Annotated in this window: 4 protein-coding genes; all 4 read right to left on the reverse strand. The window is 68.1% G+C overall.

What is annotated here, in order from left to right; translation table 11 throughout:
* Positions 1-1,845, reverse strand: coding sequence for a type I-C CRISPR-associated protein Cas8c/Csd1 (gene cas8c / locus UAJ10_RS05285; protein ID WP_322914305.1), 1,845 nt, complete (start codon positions 1,843-1,845; stop codon positions 1-3).
* Positions 1,842-2,582 (reverse strand): type I-C CRISPR-associated protein Cas5c, encoded by a 741-nt coding sequence (cas5c, locus tag UAJ10_RS05290; RefSeq protein ID WP_463667858.1) that lies wholly within the window; start codon positions 2,580-2,582, stop codon positions 1,842-1,844. Before cas5c ends, cas8c begins: the two co-directional genes overlap by 4 nt.
* Before the next feature lie 486 nt (positions 2,583-3,068).
* The gene (locus tag UAJ10_RS05295) at positions 3,069-5,327 is read right to left on the reverse strand and encodes a CRISPR-associated endonuclease Cas3'' (RefSeq protein WP_322914307.1); all 2,259 of its coding nucleotides are present in this window, start codon (positions 5,325-5,327) and stop codon (positions 3,069-3,071) included.
* A 585-nt stretch (positions 5,328-5,912) separates the two neighbouring features.
* Positions 5,913-16,427, reverse strand: coding sequence for a hypothetical protein (locus UAJ10_RS05300; RefSeq protein ID WP_322914308.1), 10,515 nt, complete (start codon positions 16,425-16,427; stop codon positions 5,913-5,915).
* Between the last annotated feature and the right edge of the window lie 51 nt (positions 16,428-16,478).

Here is a 16,478-nt window from a genome sequence, read left to right on the forward strand (position 1 = left end):
TCAAGGCTCCTGGTCGGCGGCGAGCTCGGTCGCTTCTTCGGTGGCGGGCTTGGCGCGGTCGCTGCGCTGGTGGTAGTAGCCGACGACGAACCGGCCCTGGCTTTCCAGGCCCAGGTGCCGCGGCAGATCGGGCGCCAACTCGTTGACGATCTCGCCGATCTGGCTCTCGAACCAGCCGGCCAAGCCCCGCGTGGCCGGTTTCTTGCGGAGGACGGACAGGTGGTGGTTGCTGCCCCGCAGCAGCAGCGGGAACACGGCGGCGGGCGTCGCCGAGGCGGCGCCGAAATAGCGGTCGCGGATGCCGGCGTTGACGGTACCCAAGGCCTTGAACTGGATACCCTCCAGCACGGCGAACAAACGGCCCAGGCGATAGGCCGGGTCTTTTTCAGCGCGGTCCAGACTCACGAGGAAATCCTCCTGACGACGGTCGGGGTGGGCAAGGCGGTGGTGGCGGGCCAACCAGGCCTTGCAGATGGCGGCACGGGCGGCGAACACCCGGGGCATGTTGTTCTGATCCCCGGCGCGGATGCGTTGCAGCACGGCGGACAACAGCGTGCGCGGATAGTCCTGGTTGGGGTTCAGCACGGCGCGCATCAACTCCCCGCCCAGCAGCGGCGGGATGTTGTCCGCCTTGCCCTGCACCGCCGTGGGGTACAACAGGGCCTGCAACTTGGGTGGCCCCTTCCAGGCGGGCGGGTCGATGCGCAGGTCGTGCCAGTGGGCCGACAGCGCCTCAACAAAGGGGCCGAAGGTCGTGTCATGCCAGAACCGGACGGACAGCCGCGCGGCGTTGGGGGCCAGCCCCAGCAGATAGAAGCGCGTATTGGGATCGACATCGGCGGCCAGACGCGCACGAGGACGCCCGTGGGATATGTCCTCCAGCCGATCCCGGACCTCGACGGATTCCTCCTCATCCGTGGGGCCGACATCGTCGTCCTCTTCGTCCTCAAAGAGCAAAAGGCCGGCGGCGGCCTCCTCCGCCCGTCGCGCGGCATCGGCCCCAACGCCAGACGCGTCGGCCCAGAACGCCACGGAGGTGTCGCCAACCTGGACGCGGTTGCGACTGCCTTTTTCCAGGAGTGCGTTCAAGGCCGCGCCATAGCCGGCGGCCGCAGCCTCCGACACCGGGGCGTTGGCGCCCTGGTCCTTGCCGTAGGAGGTGAAGGCGTCCAGGTTGAAGGAGACCAGGGAGGCGCCCGAACTTTGCGCCCCCCAGACGCCCTTGATGGCCGGGTGCAGACGCGCCGGCGGCGCCATCTCGCCCGTGACCAGGCACATCCGCGGGCTGCCGGCCTCCGCCGCCATTTCCCGGGCCCAAAGCGCGCGGGCGGCTGGGCGGTCGTGGAGGAAGCGGTGCTGGTCGCGATAGTCGCTGTCCAGGGCGAAGACGATGTTGGCGTTCAGGATGTCAGGGGGCAAGCCACTGCCGGCGAAGTCGTCCAGGGACCAATTCCGCAGGAAGATCAACAGGGCCACAAGGCCGGAGTCGTTGCTGTCGGCCAAGGCCCGCTCATGCCGGTCCCGGAACGCCGCCTGGTGGGCCGGGAAAGGCAGGATGGTCTGGCCGTCCTTGTCGCGGGTAAGGCCCAGCACGTACTTGCTGTTGTCCCAGACAAAGGCCGGACTGACGCCGCTGGTGCGCTTGGGCGGCTTGGGCACCGGCGTGGGCCGCTCCACCCGCTTGCGGCCTTCGGCGGCGCCCAAATCAACGGCACGGACCAAAGTACCGTCATCCGCCAGAAGCAGGCAGAAGCCGATCTTCTCGGTGGTGTAGCCGAACAGCGGCGCCAAGCCCTGGTCGGCCAATCGGTCATAATGCCGGTTCAGCGCCGCCAGGATGGTCACGACCGCACCTCCGCCGCATCCAGGCGCGGCACCGCCAGAATGCCGTCCTTCAGCCGGGCGGGAAAGAAATGGGGCACACAGCCGTCATCACAGACATGGCCCCCGCCCTTCGTCGGCGTGTGGTGGATATCCAGCAGCATCCAGCCCAGGTCCTTGTTCGCCTGGTCGCCGGGCAAGGCGTGGGCCGGGATGGGATCGGTCCAAAGCTGAAAGTCGGCGGGGAATTCGCGGGTGCCCAGGCAAGGCTGGTGGAAGCATTGGCCGTTGGCCGCACGCCGCCTGAACATCTCATGATGCTTGGCGGGGGTGTCGTCGGGGCCGGCGCGGTCGGTCAGGTCGAAATGGGCCTCGATGACGTAATCCACATCCACCAGAATGGTGGCGGCCCGTTGCTGGCGCGCATCGTTGACCACCAGACGCAGGTCATGGACGGCCCCAGCCTTCATGGCGGCGCGCACGCTGCTGACCGGAATCTTGCCGCCCACCTCGTTACGGCGGATGGATTGGAAGTTGATGGGCTTCAGCACATGGATGCGGTCGATGGTCCAGCGGATGGCGGGCTTCCAGTGGATGGCCTCCAGGATACCCCGCGCTGCCGACGGCGTGATGACGTCATAGGAAACGCGCTCCGTCTTCATTTCCGGTCGGGAAAAGCAGGCATGGCGCCCGCTGACGCGTATTCGCACTCCGAAAGGCATGCCGGTTCCTATTATTTCGATAGACTTAAGAGGCGCCATTCACATAGAAACTACTTATAGTAGTATATTTATCAATAATATCAATAGAAAAGTGCGCTGCGGACAACCTGCCCGCAGCGCCTAAAACAGGTGTCGTTGGGACATTATTTTTCTCAGGCGGCCCAACTCCGCCTCATGCTAATCTGGCTCGGGTCTTCCACACCGTGAATTAACCTCCTTTCTGACGTTATGGGGCTTTCTGGGGTGGCGGCAGGAGGCGCCTGCGGGGAAAACGCTGGCGCCTCCACCTTATTATGTCGCATCCACCCTACCGTCAATAGCAACCCGAATACACAAGTTCCACTGACGTGAAGTTTGCCATCACAGGCCGGCCGATGGTAGCTTGACCCCACAGCATAGATGCTGTTGGTAGCGAACCGGTCAGCCGGTGGTCGGCTGTGGATTGAAACACGTCTGTGGAAACTTGTTGTTGTTCGGGTGCGAAAAGGGGCGGGCGGCGCCCGCCCCATCTCTTTGCATCTACAATCAGAACAGGCTGCTATCTATCCGGCGGAAGGACGGGTCCGCCCAACGCAGGCCATGCACCTCATCGTAAAGGTCCTCATTGACCAGCAGGACGAACTGGTCGCTATAGAGGTCCGGTTTGACGGGGCTGGCGGCGTGCCGGGCCACCAGGTCGGCCCGCGCGCGGTGCGGGATTTGAACCAGGAACGGCTGCAGGGCGCGGGCGGCGGCGGCGGGCGATGCGCCCCATTCCAGGCGCTCAAGCTGTTCCGTGACCCGGCCCCGTTCTGGACCATACGGAATGATGATAGGCACCTGGGTGTCCTCGATCAGGCGCACGGCGGCGGCGATATCGGCGAAGGGGAAGTCCAGCTTGCCGGCCCGTTCCTCCACTGCCGGCAGAACGCCCCGCCGCCCGCCCACCTCCGCGCCGTCCAGTCCACCGGAGCCGTCGCGGCGCCAATACAGCTCACGGAAGTAGGCTTCGATGGTGTCCAGCGACAGGGGATCACCGGCCCCCATTAGGAACGGGGCGGCGGCGTCCACATACTCGCGCAAGGCCGGCGGCGGCTTATGATCGGGGTGGTCGGCGGGCATGAAGACCACGACGCGGCCCCCGCCCACCCCCCATTCCCCGTTCCGGTTACAGCGCCCCGCCGCCTGGGCCACGCTGTCCAGCCCGGCGATGGCGCGCCAGACGGCGGGGAAGCTGACATCCACCCCGGCCTCGATCAGGGAGGTGGCCACCAGCCAAATGGGGCGGCCCTGGGCCAGGTCGTCCCGGATCTCCGCCAGCACCCGGCGCCGGTGGGCGGCGCACAGGCCGGTGGTCAATAGCCGGACCGCGCCCCCCTCCCCCGGCACCCGCCGCAGGGCCTCAAACAGGTCCAGGGCATGGCGGCGGTTGTTGACGATGCACAGCACCTGCGGTTCAGCCGCCAGGTGTCGCGCCAGCGTCTCCACATCCAGGGGGTTGGGTTCCACGCGCACGCGCACCCGCTTCAACGCCCCGTACAGGGCCGGCGGGTCCGGCGCCAATTCCCGGACGTTTTCCAGCCCCCGGGGGAAATCGGGGCGCCGGCCGACGGCCGGCTGCGTGGCGGTGCACAGGACCACCGAACAGCGATAATGGCCGGCCAGTTCCCGGATGACCTCCAGGCAGGGCAGCAGGAACTTGACCGGCAGGGTCTGGGCCTCATCCAACACGATGACGGAGCCCGCGATGTTGTGCAGCTTGCGGCAGCGACCGGGCCGGTTGGAGAACAGGCTTTCGAAAAACTGCACGGCGGTGGTCACGACCACCGGCCGGTCCCAGTTCTCCGCCGCCAATCGGACCTTGCGCGCGCCGTCCCGCGCCTCATCGTCCAGGCCCTTGCCCGCGGGGAGAGCACGATCCCCGGCGTCGCGCCGGGCATCCGGGTCATAGGCGCTGTGGTGCTCCAACACCGCGTCAGCGTCATCCAACGCCCCACGGAACACATCGGCCGTCTGCTCGATGATGGAGGTGAAGGGGATGACATGGATGACCCGCCGCAGGCCGTGGGCCAAGGCATGGTCCAGCGCGAAGGCCAGGGAAGTCAGGGTTTTGCCGCCACCGGTGGGCACGGTCAGGGAGAACAGGCCGGGCGGCAGGCGGGCACGATCCCGGACGGTGGCCAGGACGTTGGCGCGCAGCCGATCCACCTCGGTGGGAACGTCCCTCTCCCGGGCCGCGACCATCTTCGCCGCCAGATGGCTTTCCAACCGATCCCGCAACGTCGCCAAGGACGTGGCGCATCCCCGTTCCACCGGCTGTTTGTGCAGTCGGGCGTAGAACCCTTCGGTCGCCAGGCGATCGGCATCCACCAGGCAGGAGAAGAGCATGCGCGCCAGCAGCGCCTTGCCGAAGGCGCTGAAGGATTCCAGGCTGCGCCGCACCACCGTGGGGTCGGGTAAGTCCACGCCCTCCGGCAAGCCCGGAGGGGTCCCGAAGTTTTCCAGCCGCTGAACCAAAGGCGTCAGGTCGCTCTCGGCCGCGCCATTGGCCAGGCCGGCGTGATGGCCGGCGATGCCGAAAGCCATCAGCTTGCCCCAACGCTTGCCGTAAGCATTCAGGGCCGCGACGGCGCCCGCCGTGGAATGATCGGGGCTGGAGCCCCGCCCCCGGATATAAAGCTGGAACTCCGGGGCGGCCTTGCCCAGGTCATGCAGGCACCCCATGGCCCGGGCGGCGGCCCCCATGCCGAATATGTCGGCGTGTCCACCCGCGCGGTCGCCGACCTCGGACAAGTGATGGGCCAACGGCTCTCCATCAGCGCCATCAGGGCCCAGCCCCGAATGGGCAAGCAGCGGACCATCGAACGGAGCAGCCGGCATACGAGATACACCGCAGACAATATACAACTCAAGAGTTGTGCAGCCACACGCCATCAGCTGTCAACCGAGGCGTCGCCGGCACGAGGGAGGCCGCCGCTGAACATATCGACAATATACGAACGGTGGAGAGCCCATTCCACCTTCGCTTTAATCTGCCCTGTCGCGCTTGGAGCCGTAGGCACTTGCCCAAAACAAGGATGTTGGGCTCGTTTCAATCCACGCCCCCGCCCCCCGCGTAGGGAGCGACCTTGGCCAGCTGCTGGGCGTGCCGCACTTGACGCTCGTTTCAATCCACGCCCCTGTGTAGGGAGCGACGTCCGGATCCTGGCGGCCCTGGACCGGGCGCAAGAGGTTTCAATCCACGCCCCCGCGTAGGGAGCGACCGGGAGCGCCGCGCCTGGTCGCCGACCGAGACGGCGTTTCAATCCACGCCCCCGCGTAGGGAGCGACCTGGCGCAGGACACACCTTATCCCGGCGTACGCCAATACGGCAGCGGTCCACATCAAGCATCAGAAAGCCCAGCTGGCGCGCAGCACGCCACCATGGGACTGGTAACTGCGGCGCAGTTCGCCCGTATACTCCAGCCGCAGGCTGACACCATCGCCCTGCTGCAAGGTCGCCCCGAGGCCCAGCGCCACGCCATCGGCTTCCGGCCGGCCGGTGGTGCTGACGAAGCTGACACCGCCCAGCACGCCGGTGGTGGCGATGGGGCCGTTCAGGTAGTCGTGCACCCACGCCACCCGCAGGTCGGGCGCCAACCGGCCGAGGCCCGTGGTGAAGGCCAGGTCCACCTTGGCCCCCACCTCCTGGGTCAGGCTGTCAACCTTCACCGCGCCGACCGCCATGTCGGCGACGCCCGCGTCATGCTCGTCATAGGCGTGGTTGGTCAGGCGCACCGCCCGCAGGCTCACCTGCGGCGTCACGGTCAGGGCCGACGCCACCGGCAGGTCATAGCCCACCGTCACCTTGCCCAGGTACTGCTCGCCACCGTAATTGGCGTTGGCCCGGGCGCCCAGGAAGGCCACGTACCGGCGCTGGTCGTAGTGATTGTAGCCGAAGCCGATCTGGCCATCGACCGACAGGCGCTGGTCGGCCCAGTCAGGCCGCCACACGCTGTAAGCCGTCAACTGGTAGCTGCCCACCTGGGTCAGGCTGCCGGCCATGACGTCCTGACCGACGGAGCCGCTGTTCAGCCAGCTGAATGCCAGGCCCGCCATGATCTCGGGATCGGCGAACCAGTCGGCGCCCAACACCAGGCCGGAGGTGCTGGCGCGATAGCCCGCCGCATCCGAGGTCGTGCCGCGCAGCACGCCGCCCCCCAGGATCTCGCCCCAGATGGCCCCCTGCTGACCGCCGGAGCCGGCCGCCGCCCCGCCGCCCCCGTCCATCAGTCCGGCCACCGTCTGCTGGTGCTGGCTGATGGCGGTGGTGGTGGGCGTGACGGCGGCGGTGCCCAACTGCGGCGTCAATTGGCTGGGCGACAGCTGGGCCACCGCCACCTTCTGCGCCGTGGCGCTGAGGGTGGCGAGGGGCGTCAGCACCTGCTGCGCGAAGTTTTGCGCCGCCGGGGAGGTGGCCGAGCCGGACGAGGCCGCGATGGCCGCGATCTGGTCCAGGGCCGCGCCGGTGCCCACCGCCGCCCCACCCTGGGCCGTGCCCACCGCCGTATAGTTGGCGATGCTGGACACCTTGACCAGCAGGTCGGTGACACTGCCGACGGCGACGGTGGAGGAGGTGACGGTATAGCCGGTGGCGTTGAAGGTGACGCCGCTGACCGACAGGCCCGACCCGGCCGACACGATGGTGTAGGTGCCGGTGGACAGGACGCCGCCGCTGGCCGCCTTCAGGGTGACGGTGCCGCCCGTCAGGCTGGCGCTGCCGCTGATCACCAGGCTGCCGTAGTTGGTCGTGCTGCTGACGCCGATGACCAGGGTGCCGGCGGTCTGGGTATAGCTGCCGGTGATGTTGACGGCGCTGTTGACCAGCAGCGAGGCGCCGCTGTTCACCACGCCGTGGCTGCCCACGTTGATGGCATCGTTCAGCAGCACGGTGCCGGCGGCGAAACGCAGGTTGGCCAGGCCGCTGGTGATGGTGCCCCTGCCCCTGCCGGCGCCGGTCAGCGTGGCCGGCGCGCTGGCGGTGCCGCCGTTGACGATCAGCTCAGTGCCGGAGAGGTTGGTGATGTCACCGGCGATGGTGCCGGTGAGCGCCAGGCTGCCCAGGCTGCCGGTCGAGGCGATGTACAGGGCCGTGGCCCCGCCCGCCTGGTTGGCCAAAGTGCCGGTGACCGCCAGGCTGGACAGCGTGCCGCCGATGTAATCGTTGGCCGTCACCGCCAGCAGGCTGCCGCCGCTGGTGACCCCGCTAACGCCCAGGCCCGTGACGCCGCTGGTGACCGTGGCGCCCGCGTAGCTGGAACCGGCACCGCCGCTGACCAGCGTCGCGCTGTCGCCCACCAGGTAGTTGCTCGTGGCGGCCAGGCCGGCATCGACCACGCCGCCATTGATGCGGGCGGCGCCACTGACCCCCAACGCATGGCCGGCCACGGCCAAGGTACCCGCCGTCTGGCTGTAGCCCCCCGTCGCCGCCACGTTGCCGGCCAGGGTCAGGCTGGCACCAGTGTTGCCGACAGTGTGGCCGCCCACGTTGATGGCGTCCGCCAGGCTGATGGCGCCGCTGGCGAATACGACATTGGACGCGGTGTTGGCGATTGTGCCGCCGGTGAAGCGTCCCACCGTCCCGTCGCTTCCGCCCGTGATGGACAGGTCGGTGGCCGACAGGTTGACGACGTTACCAACGATGGCGCCGCTGTTGGATAGTTTCCCCAGCGTGCCCGAGGTGGCGATGTAGAGGGCGGTGGCTCCACCCGCGATGTTGGAAAGGGTACCGGTGACCGCCAGCTTGGACAGCGTGCCGCCGATGTAGTCATTGGCTGCAACCGCCAGCAGGCTGGTGCCGCTGGTCGTGCCCATGACGCCCAGGCCCGTGACGCCGCTGGCGACCGTGACGCCCGCGTAGCTGGAACCGGCGCCGCCGCTGACCAGTGTCGCGCCGTCGCCCACCAGATAGTTGCCCGTGGCGGCCCGGCCGGCATCGACCACACCGCCGCTGATGCGGGCGGCATCGCTGACCTCCAGCACATGGCCGGCCACGGCCAGGGTGCCCGCCGTCTGGCTGTAGGCCCCCGTCACCGTCCCGTCGCCGGCCAGCATCAGGCTGGCGCCGGTGTTGCTGACGGTATGGCCGCCCACGTTGATGGCGTCCGCCAGGCTGATGGCGCCGCTGGTGAACACCACGTTGGCGGCGGTGCTGGTGATGGTGCCGCCGGTAAAGGTGCCCACCGCGCCGTTGCCGCCGCCCATCAGCACCAGGTCGTTGGCGCTGGTGTTGACCACGTTGCCGGCGATGGTGCCGCTGTTGACCAGAGTGCCCAGGCTGCCGCTGGTGTACAGCGCCGTAGGGCCCGTGATCAGCCCGCTGTTCACCACCGTGCCGATGCTGCCCAGGTTGTTCAGCCCATAGAGGTCACCATTGAGTGCGCCGCTGTTGGACACGCTGCCCAGGGAACCGGACGCCGCCACGTACAGTGCCGTTTTCACGCCGCTGAGGGTGGCGGTGTTGTTCAGGCTGCCCAGGGTGCCGCCCACGTAGTCGTTGACCACCCCCAGCAGCAGATCCACCGTCGATCCGATGGTCGCCGTGCTGCTGGCCAGCGCCAGGCCGGTGATGCCCGAGACGACGTCGACGCCGGTGTAGCTGGACCCCAGACCGCCCTGCACCAGGGTGGCCGCATCGCCCACCAGGTAGTTGGCCGAGGCCGACACCAGCCGGGTGGTCGACACCGTGCCCCCCGTCAGGCTGGCCACCCCGGTCACCACCAGCGTGTTGTCGCCCAGCGCCAGCGTGCCAGCCGCCTGGCTGTAGTTGCCGGTCACCGTCCGCGTCTGCGCCAGGCTGACCGAGGCGCCGGTGTTGCTGAGCGTGCCGCCGCCGACATTGACCGCGTCGTCCAGCTGCAGGTTGCCCGCAGCCAGCACGACATTGGCACCCGTGCTGCGGATCGTGCCACCCGTCAGCGTGCCCACCACCGCGCCGGCGCCGCCCGTGATGGTCAGCGCGTTGGCCGAGGCGTTGACGATGTTGCCACTGATCGTGCCGCTGTTGGCCAGGCCGCCCAGGCTGCCCGTCGTGGCGATGTAGACCGCGGTGGCGGCGCTGAGCGCGCCGGTGTTGCTGAGGCTGGCCAGGCCGCCGCCGATGTAGTCGTTCACCGCCGTCAGCACCAGCGCGTTGCCGCTGGCGCCGCTGGTCGTGGCCAGGCCCGCGACACCGCTGGTGGCCACGGCGCCGGCATAGCTGGACCCGGCCCCGCCGCTGACCAGGGTCGTGCCGCTGCCCGCCAGGTAGTTGGCCGTGGCGGACAGGCCCGCCGCCACCGTGCCGCCGCTGATGCTGGCCGCGTCCGACACCGTCAGCGTGTGGCCCGCCAGCGCCAACGCGCCGGCCGTCTGCGCATAGTTGCCGGTGACCGTCTGGTTGGCCGCCAGCGTCACGCTGGCGCCGGTGTTGCCGAGCGTGGCGGCGTCCACCGTGACGTTGTCGGCCAACAGCAGCGCGCCGGACGCCAGGACCACACCACCCAGGGTGCTGACGATGCTGCCGCCGGTCAGCGTGCCCACGGCACCGTCGGCGCCCCCCGCCACGACCAGGGCCTGGGCGCTGGTGTTCACGATGTTGCCGGCGATGGTGCCGCTGTTGGCCACCGTGCCCAGGGTACCGCGATTGTATAGGGCCGTGGCGCCGCTGATCAGCCCGCTGTTCACCAGCGTGCCCAGGGTGCCGCGGTTGTACAGGCCGTGGCTGGCGCCGCTGATGGTGCCGCCGTTGACCACGATGCCGATGGTCCCGGCGTTGTTCAGCCCCGCGGCCGCCACCTCCGGATAATCCAGCAGGCCGCCACGGTTCAGCACCGTGCCGATGGTGCCCTGGTTGTACAGCCCGACGATGCCCGTGGCCGTGCCGGTGTTGTCGACCACCGCGACGGTGCCGAGGTTATGGATGCCGTAGCGCGTGCCCTCCAGCAGGCCGCTGTTGGACAGGCGTCCCAGGCTGCCGGTCGCCGCCACGTAAAGCGCGGTGTTCACCCCGCTGATGGTGCCGGTGTTGTTCACCGCGCCCAGGGTGCCGCCGACATAGTCGTTGGCGCCGGCCAGCAACAGGTCCACCGTCGAGCCGATGGTGGCGATGCTGGTGGTCAGCGTCAGGCCGGTGATGCCGGACAGCACGCCGACCGCCGTGTAGCTGGAACCCAGACCGCCCTGCACCAGGGTGCCGGTGCCGCTGCCCACCAGATAGTTGCCGGCGGCGTCCACCTGGGTGGTGGTGATGGCGCCGCCGCTGATGCTGGCGACGCCGCTGACCACCAGGCTGTACGTGCCCAGCGCCAGCGTGCCCGACGCCTGGCTGTAGTTGCCGGTGACGCTGACGCCGCTCAGCAGCGCCAGGGTGGCGCCGCCATTGACCACGGTGTGGCCGCCGACGTCGATGGCATCGGCCAGGCCGACGGTGCCGGAGCTGAACACCACGTTCGACGCCGTGTTGGCGATGCCGCCGCCGGTCAGTGTGCCCACCGTGCCGTCCCCGCCCGCCAATACCAGGTCGGCCGACGACAGGTTCACGATGTTGCCGACGATGGTGCCGCTGTTGCGGACGGTCCCCAGCGTGCCGGTGGCGTCGTTGTAGATCGCCGTGGCGCCGGTCAGCAGGCCCGTGTTGGCCAGCGCGCCGACGGTGCCGATATTGTACAGCGCCCTGCCGTGGGCGGAGATGGTGCCGGCATTGACCAGCGCGCCCAGGGTGTTGACGTTGATCACGCCCATGGAATGGCCGCTGATGACGCCCTGGTTGAGCAGCGTGCCCAGCCTGCTGTAGTTCAGCACACCCGTGGTGACCCCACTGATGCTGCCCGCCATGTTCCACAGGATACCGATGGTGCCGGTGTTGCTGACGCCCGCGCCGCCCTCAATCTGGCCGATGTTGGCCACCAGGCCGATGGTCCCCTCGTTGAACAGGCCTTCCGTCGCGCCGGCGATGGTGCCGGCGTTGCCCAGGGCCGAGATCATGACGGAGTTATGGATGCCGGCGGCGACCGTGCCCCGCACCAGCCCATAGTTGATCAGCGTGCCGACGGTCCCGTAGTTGAAGACACCGACGCCGCCCAGGACGGTACCCAGGGTGTCGCCGCCGCCGTTGGCGATGGAGTCGATGGCGCCATAATTGAGCAGGCCGGTGTTTCCGCCCAACAGCGTGCCGCTGTTGGCCAGGGTGCCCAGGCTGCCACCCGCCGCCACGTAGACGGCGTTGATCGCGCTGACGGTGCCGCTGTTCGACAACGTGCCCAAGGTGCCGCCGACATAGTCGTTGAGCACCAGCAGCGCCAGGTTGGTGCCGGTGGTGGTGCCGGCGCTCTCAAGCCCCGCCACGTTGCTGACCACCGTGGCACCGGCGTAGCTGGACCCGGCGCCGCCGGTCACCAGGGCGACGGCGGCATTGCCGGCCAGGTAGTTGCCGGCGCCGGACAGGCTGCCCACGACCACGCCACCGCTGATGCTGGCGGCACCGCTGACCGCCAGGTTGGCGCCGAGGCCCAAATTCAGCGTGCCAGCCGACTGGCCGTAGCCGCCCGTCACGCTGATGATGGTGGTCAGGCGTAGCGACGCGCCGCTGTTGATCAGCGTGCCCGCGCCCAGCGTGACCTGATCGTTCAAGAACAGATTGCCGCCAGCCAGCACCACGTTGGCCAAAGTGCTGGTGAGGGTGCCCTGGGTGCTGACGGTGCCGCTGAGTGCGCCCGTCAGGGTGCCCACCACCGTGCCGGCACCGCCGGTGATGGTCAGGGCGTTGGCGCTGTCATTCACCAGATTACCGGCGATCAGGCCACTGTTGGCCAGGATGCCGAGGGTGCCGGTATCAGCGATATACAGCGCGGTGGCACCGCTGATGGTCCCGCTGTTCGCAATGGTACCGATGCCGTGGATATTGTTGAGTGCGGTGACGCCGGAAATGAGACCCGTATTCGCGATGGTTCCGATGCTGCCATAGTTGTACAGCGCGGAGCCGGAATGGCCGATGATGGTGCCGCTGTTGATGATGGCGCCAATGCTGCCTGAGAAATTGATGAGCGCGGACTGGCCGCCGTACATCAAGCCGGCGTTGGCGATGGTGTCGATATTGCCGTAGTTGTACAGAGCCTTCCGTACGCCCAGAACGGTACCGCTATTCGCGAACAAGCCGATGGAGCCACCATCGTCATTGATTACGCCGTTGAAATCGCCGGATAGAACGGCGGTGTTGGTGAGCGTCCCGATGCGACCGGTGTTCCTAACCGCATAGGAACCACCGGATATACTGCCATCGTTGGCAAACGTGCCGATGACACCCTTGTTGTTCACGCCGTAATTCAGGCCGTTCATCAGGCCGCTATTGGCCAGACGGCCCAAGGAGCCGCCGCTGGCGACATAGACCGCGGTCGCCACGCCGCCAATGCTGCCGGTGTTGTCGATGGTCGCCAGCGTGCCGCTGACATAGTCGTTCCGGGCCATCAGCACGAGGTTGTCGCCCAGGATCGTGCCCGCGCCCGCAAGACCGGCGGAAGCGTTGACCACCGTGGCGCCGGCATAGCGGGAGCCGGCGCCCGCCGCCACCAGGGTATCGACCTGATCGCCGGCCAGGTAGTTCGTGGCGGCCGCCGCGTGGGCCGTCACCGTGCCGCCGGTGATGCTGGCGGCGCCGCTGACCACCAACGCCGCGCCCCCAGCGATGTCAAGCGTACCGGCCGACTGGGCGTAGGTGCCGGTGACGCTGACGATGCTGGCCAGGGACAGCGACGCACCGGCGTTCGACACCGCGTTCGTGCCGACATTGATGCTGTCGTTCAGCAGCAGGTTGCCGCCGGCGAAGACGATGGTGCCCGCGCTGGTGATGGTGCCTTGGCCGGTCAGGGACACGCCCGTCAGGGTGCCCATCACCGCGCCGCCGCCGCCGCTGATGGTGAGCGGCGCGCCGGAAACCAGGGCCATATTGCCGGCGATGACGCCGCTGTTGACCATGGTTCCGACGTAATTGTCGCTGTAGAGCACCGTCGGCGCCACGATGGTGCCGCCGGCATTGTTGATCAGGGTCTGGAGGGCGCTGTGGTTGCCGATGGCGACGGCCGTGCCGGTGATCAGGCCGTTGTTGACCAGCGTGTCCACATTGCTGAAGGCATAAAGGGCGGTGACACCGGTGATGGTGCCGTCGGCGTTGTTGGTCAGGGTCTGGAGGCCGCCGCCCCGATGGTTGATGCCGATGGTCGTGCCGGCGATCAGTCCGCTGTTGGTCAGCGTGTAGAGGACGCCGTTGCTGATGCTGATGGCGGTACCGCCGGTGATGGTGCCGCCCGCCTGGTTTGACACCAGGATCATCGCGCCGCTGTCGAGCAGGCCAACCTGCGCGCCGCTGATCAAGCCCGCGTTGCTAACGGTTTGCATCAGTCCGCTGTTCTTGATACCGACGGTGCCAGCGATGGTGCCACCCGCCTGGTTCGTCACCAGGGTCATGACGTTGGCGTTGTTGAACAGGCCGGCCGTGGTGCCCGTGATCACGCCGCTGTTGCTGAGCGTGCCGGTCACACCGGTATTGGCGACACCATAGGAGGTGCCCGACAGGGTCCCGGAGTTGCGGAGCGTCCCCAGCATGCCGGCGGCGGCCACATAGACCGCCGTCTTGGCGGCCAGGCTGCCGCTGTTGGACAGCGACCCCAGCGTCCCGCCGATATAGTCGTTCAGGGCGACCGCCAGCAGGTTGTTGCCGATGACGGTGCCGGTGCGGCTAAGGCCGGTCGCGGTGCCGATCACCAGGGTGGCGCCGCTGTAGCTGAACCCGCCGGCGGCGGACAGCAGGGTCGACGTCGTGCCGGCCAGGTAGTTGCCCGCCACCGCGGAGATGGCCGAGATGGTGCCGCCGGTGATGCTGGCGGCACCGCTGATGGACAGCGCCGCCGCCGCGCCCAGCGCTAACGTGCCGGCCGATTGGCTGTAGCCGCCGGTGATGGTGACGGCGCTGTTCACCAGCAGGTTGGCGCCGGCGTTCATGGCCGTCAGCGTCGGGCTGGTGAAATAGACGTTTTCGGCCAAATTGATGTTGCCGGACGCGAGAACCAGGTTCGCGGCGCTTTGGATATAACCGTTGCTGAATGTGCCGAAGGTGCCGCCATTGCCGCCGACGATGGTCAGCGGCGTGGCCGAGGCCGGGTAGTAAACAAGCTTGCCGCTGATGGTGCCGCTGTTGACCAGGGTGCCGACGGAGCCTTGGTTGTACAGCGCCATGGAACTCCCGGACGCGGCCAGCAGCCCGGTGTTGGTCAGCGTCTGGATGGTGCCGATGTTGTAGAGGCCACGGTGGCCCTGGATGGTCCCGGTGTTGGTCAGCTGGGTGATGCTGCCCCGGTTCTGCAGGCCGGTGCCGCTGCCGACAAGGGTGCCGCTGTTCGCCAGGGTTCCCACGACGCCGGCGTTGGACACGTAGATGCCGGTGGCCGCCGTGATCGAATGGGTTTCGGTCAGGGTGGCCAACGTGCCGGTGATGTAGTCGTTGACCACCTGGGCCTGCAAGGCCTGTCCGGCGGTGGCGCCCGCCAGCGCCAGGCCATACAGCGTGCTCTGGATGGTGGCACCGGCGTAATTGCTGGCCGCGCCCGCCTGCACCAGGGTGGACCCGATGGTCTGGCCGTACAGGTAGTTGACGTTGGCGCCGCCGCCGACCGAGGCGATGATGGTACCGCCGGTGATGCTGGCGGCGCGACTGACGGTCAGGGTGGAGCCGTTGCTGAGGTCCAGCGTGCCGCCGCTCTGCAGATAGGTGCCGGTAACGCTGGTGTTGGCCGCCAGCTTCAGCACGGCGCCGATGTTGTTGAGCGCGCGGCCGGAAACCTGGACATCATCGTTCAGCAGCAGGTTGCCGGCGGACAGGACGATGTTGCCGCCATAGCTGGAAAGCACCCCCCGGCTGCCGACGGTGGTGCCGGTCAGGGTGCCGAACGCGCCGGAAGTGGTGGCGCCGGCGATGGTCAGCGCCTGGGAGCTGCCGTTCAGGATGATGCCGGCGATGGTGCCGGTGTTGACCAACGCGCCCAGGGTCCCGGTTCCATCCACGAAAACCGCCGTGCGCCCCTGGATCAGCCCGCTGTTGTTGATCCGGCCGACGGTTCCGGTGATGTTGATGCCGACGAAGGCGCCCGAAACCGTCGAGGCCGGGGTGGGCGCCAGTATGACGCCGCTGTTGTTCAGGGTGCCGATGGTGCCCGCGTTCAATACCGCGGCCGCGCCGGACGAGCCGATGGACGTTGATCCCGACAGGATCGTGCCCTGGTTGTTGATCACACCGATGGATGCGGTGGCGCTGTAATTGGCCAGGCCGACGACGGCGTCGGCGCCGATGACGCCCGTGTTGGCGAGCGTCTGGATGGAACCGACGTTCATGACGCCGATCACGGGGGCGGCCACCGTGCCGCTGTTCGTGAAGGTGGCGATGCCGCCGCCGTTCCCGAAACCGAAAAACCCGCCCGCGATATAGCCGGCGTTGCCGATGCTGGCGGTGGAACCATAAATCGCGAGGCCGCCCAGGCTGCCCACGATGGACCCGGTATTGCTGACCAGGCCGACAGTCGGATTGGCCGAGACGGAAGAGTTGCCGACCTGCAGCGCGACGCTGGTGCCGATCACCAATCCCGCGTTCGCGATGGTGCCGATGGTGATGTCGCCGTTGACGCTGGCCGCGATCGACCCGCTGACCGTCGCGGCGCCCGTGATGGTCAGCAGATCCAGCGACTGGTTGATCAGCAGGTTCGAGGTCGCGTTGGAAATGGTCTGGGCCGCGTCGGCCGGCCGAGGGACCGCGACGGCGACGCCCAGCATCAGCAGCGAGGAACCGGCCAGCAACGAGCGCCGCAGGGAAGCGGCACCGCGAGTCACATTTCCATCCAGCATCTTGACCATTCCCCCGAACCAGGCGCACACGCAGCCGCCGAGCGGAATAGC

Source organism: Nitrospirillum guaranorum (genome assembly GCF_034653275.1).
Classification (GTDB): Bacteria; Pseudomonadota; Alphaproteobacteria; order Azospirillales; family Azospirillaceae; genus Nitrospirillum.